This is a genomic window from Entomohabitans teleogrylli, from assembly GCF_001484765.1.
Taxonomy (GTDB): domain Bacteria; phylum Pseudomonadota; class Gammaproteobacteria; order Enterobacterales; family Enterobacteriaceae; genus Entomohabitans; species Entomohabitans teleogrylli.
On record NZ_LLXO01000071.1, the window covers coordinates 1 to 2,554 of the forward strand.

A 2,554-nucleotide genomic window follows, 5' to 3' on the forward strand; every position below is an offset into this window, starting at 1 on the left:
GCGCTGCATTAACTATTGACCGTTCACGACTGGTGCTGAATGAAGGTGATAAGTCGGTCAGTGTGGGTGTGGCAAATCGTAATACTCAGGATCCCTATCTTGTTCAGGTCTGGATGGAAAATGAGCAAGAGAAAAAGATAACCGGGCCGTTAATGATTGTACCGCCACTACAGCGTATCGAGCCTGACGGAAAAACGCTGGTCAGGGTGCAGGCGTTACCTGATATAACTTCTTTGCCTAAAGATCGAGAAAGTGTTTTCTGGTTTAACCTGCGCGAGATCCCACCCAGGAATGAAAAGGCCAATGTGTTAACCCTGGTTATGCAGACCCGTCTTAAGGTTTTCTACAGACCAAAATCCCTGGTCATCAGCCCTACGGCAGACACCGTACCGGGTGCCGGGACACTGACGCTCTCACGTAAGGGAACTGCAATAGTGGTAAATAATCCCACTCCTTATCATTTCTCTTTTGTCGAATTGCGTAATGGTGTCAGGGGAAACAGGATTGAAGGATTTGATCCTTCAATGGTCGCACCCGGAAGTTCATTAAAACTCAATGTTCCGGCCAGTAGTATCGGAAATTCACCGACTCTGGTTTTTGTCAATGACTATGGTAGCCAGCGTTTATTGCCGTTCACCTGTACAGGCAACACCTGTAAAGCCGGTAAGCCTGAAAACCCCATTGCCGAATAAAAAGTTATTAAGGGATGAATAATGAAAAAACAGTTAACGGGTAGTCTCTGTTACGCCATTTTTGGGATCGTTGCTCTGCCTGCATCGGTATTTGCTGCTGAAGGCGACACCACGCTGCTGAATGTCAGCGGTGTGATTGTTGATGCGCCTACATGCACGGTTAATGGTAATGATGTGGTTGATGTTGATTTCGGCAATTCCATTGTGACGCGTAAAATAGATGGGGAAGAATATAAGCAACCGGTCAGGGTCGAACTCGAATGTGAGAGTCCCCAGCGTGTTGCCATGAAACTGGCAATCAGTGGTGATTCGCCGGGTTTTGGTAGCGGTTTGATCAGAACCAGTAAAAGTGGGCTGGGGATCCGGTTATTTAATGGAACAACCCCCCTGGCATCAGGGAGCTGGGTAAATTTCACCTACCCGACAGTACCTTCACTCTATGCCGCCCCGGTAGCCCAGAATAATGCCACGTTAACCGGGGGACCTTTCTCCGGCACCGCAACGCTGGTTATTAACTATCAGTAGCAAGGGAGTGCAGATATGTGGCAAATAATAACACGTCGGGTTTCCCGGCAACTGATGTTTATGCTGTTGTTGGGCGGTGGAATGGCTGGCGTAAGTCATTCCGTGATGGCCGATGCGGTAGTCAATTTTAGCGGCATACTTGTGGAACAACCGCCCTGTGAGGTCTCGGGGAACCAGGGCGATATTATCAGCGTGGATTTTGGCGATGTCATGACAACGCGTATTGATGGTGAGAATTATAAGAGGGAAATCGATTTCACGCTGGATTGCCAGCAGGCCGTCAATAATGCATTAAAGCTGCGCATAACCGGGACCCCGGCGTCTTTTGATCCTTCTGCGCTCGCAGGGGGTAAGACCGGGTTTGGTATTGCTTTTTTACATGGAACACAACGTTTAGCCCTGGGGTCCTGGTTAAATTTCAGTCCGGTAAGCGTTCCGGAACTGGCGGCGGTGCCTGTCAAAGATGGCAGCGTTAATCTGGACGGCGGGGCGTTTAATGTTGTTGCTTCACTGGTTGTGGATTATCAGTGATATAAAAGGAAATAGAATCATGGCAATGAGAGCACGATTTATTCGTCTGTTTTGCACTAATGCCGGCAGGGCGAGATTATTTCCTTTTGCGACGGTAATGTTTTTTATTCTTTACGGGACCGGCGGTGGTTTCAGTCTGGTAAGAGCGGCCGATGATCCAGAAAATCTTGTCCTGCACGGGACGCTGATTACGCCCCCACCCTGCACGCTAAACGGTGGTGCTGAGCTGCTGGTCAGTTTTGGCGATAAGGTCGGTATTAAGAAAGTCACCAGCGGCATCTATCGGCAACCGGTGGTGCTGGATCTTGTTTGCGAAAATACCACAGCCGCGTGGCAACTTTCATTAACCTATACCGGTTCGCCAGTGAACTTTGACACGGATGATGCAACGGTACGTACTGCAGAGCGTCCGGCGCTTGGGGTGAAGATTTTCGCCAACGGGCAGCCATTCAAACTCAATGAGCCTCTGAAAATCAATAATCTGACTATGCCCACTCTGGAGGCGGTACTGGTACAGGCACCGGGAATTGAGCTTGATGAAGGTCCATTTACAGCCAAAGCGACATTCAGGGCGGAATATCACTGAGTTTACGCTTTAAGTCACCGGTATGGCTGGCTTATGCATCACTGGAGAATGTGACAGCATCCACTGTTTATTGAGCATGTCGGGTGCTGTATAGCGATAGGGAATAAATTTAGATGAAATATGCAACATACAACTATAACAAATTCACCAGGACGCTTATTTTTGCAGCCTCCTGTATTTCTCTGTTACCAACTGGTGTGAGCGCGATTGTTGAAGGGGG

At 48.7% G+C, this 2,554-nt stretch carries 4 protein-coding genes; all 4 read left to right on the top strand.

The annotated features are described in order from the left end of the window. The coding region (locus tag AQ981_RS25170) for a fimbria/pilus periplasmic chaperone (RefSeq protein WP_249226390.1) at window positions 1-692 on the top strand (692 nt) is incomplete at its 5' end. 21 nt (window positions 693-713) lie between these two features. Then, window positions 714-1,217: a fimbrial protein gene (locus tag AQ981_RS25175; RefSeq protein WP_058914497.1), complete on the top strand. Its 504-nt coding sequence runs from the start codon at window positions 714-716 to the stop codon at window positions 1,215-1,217. Between the two features lie 54 nt (window positions 1,218-1,271). Then, window positions 1,272-1,748 carry a fimbrial protein gene (locus AQ981_RS25180; protein WP_121500745.1) on the top strand — a complete coding sequence of 159 codons (477 nt, stop codon included), beginning with the start codon at window positions 1,272-1,274 and terminating at the stop codon, window positions 1,746-1,748. After that, on the top strand, window positions 1,681-2,334 hold the full coding sequence (locus AQ981_RS25185; RefSeq protein ID WP_249226391.1) for a fimbrial protein: 654 nt from the start codon (window positions 1,681-1,683) through the stop codon (window positions 2,332-2,334). The genes AQ981_RS25180 and AQ981_RS25185 overlap by 68 nt, the downstream gene beginning before the upstream one ends. Window positions 2,335-2,554 lie beyond the last annotated feature (220 nt).

What these genes read in the sequence shown, in the direction of transcription:
- AQ981_RS25175 (WP_058914497.1), top strand. Translation starts at nt 714, where the DNA reads ATGAAAAAACAGTTAACGGGTAGTCTCTGTTACGCCATTTTTGGGATC.
- AQ981_RS25185 (WP_249226391.1), top strand. Translation starts at nt 1,681, where the DNA reads ATGGCAGCGTTAATCTGGACGGCGGGGCGTTTAATGTTGTTGCTTCAC.
- AQ981_RS25180 (WP_121500745.1), top strand. Translation starts at nt 1,272, where the DNA reads ATGTTTATGCTGTTGTTGGGCGGTGGAATGGCTGGCGTAAGTCATTCC.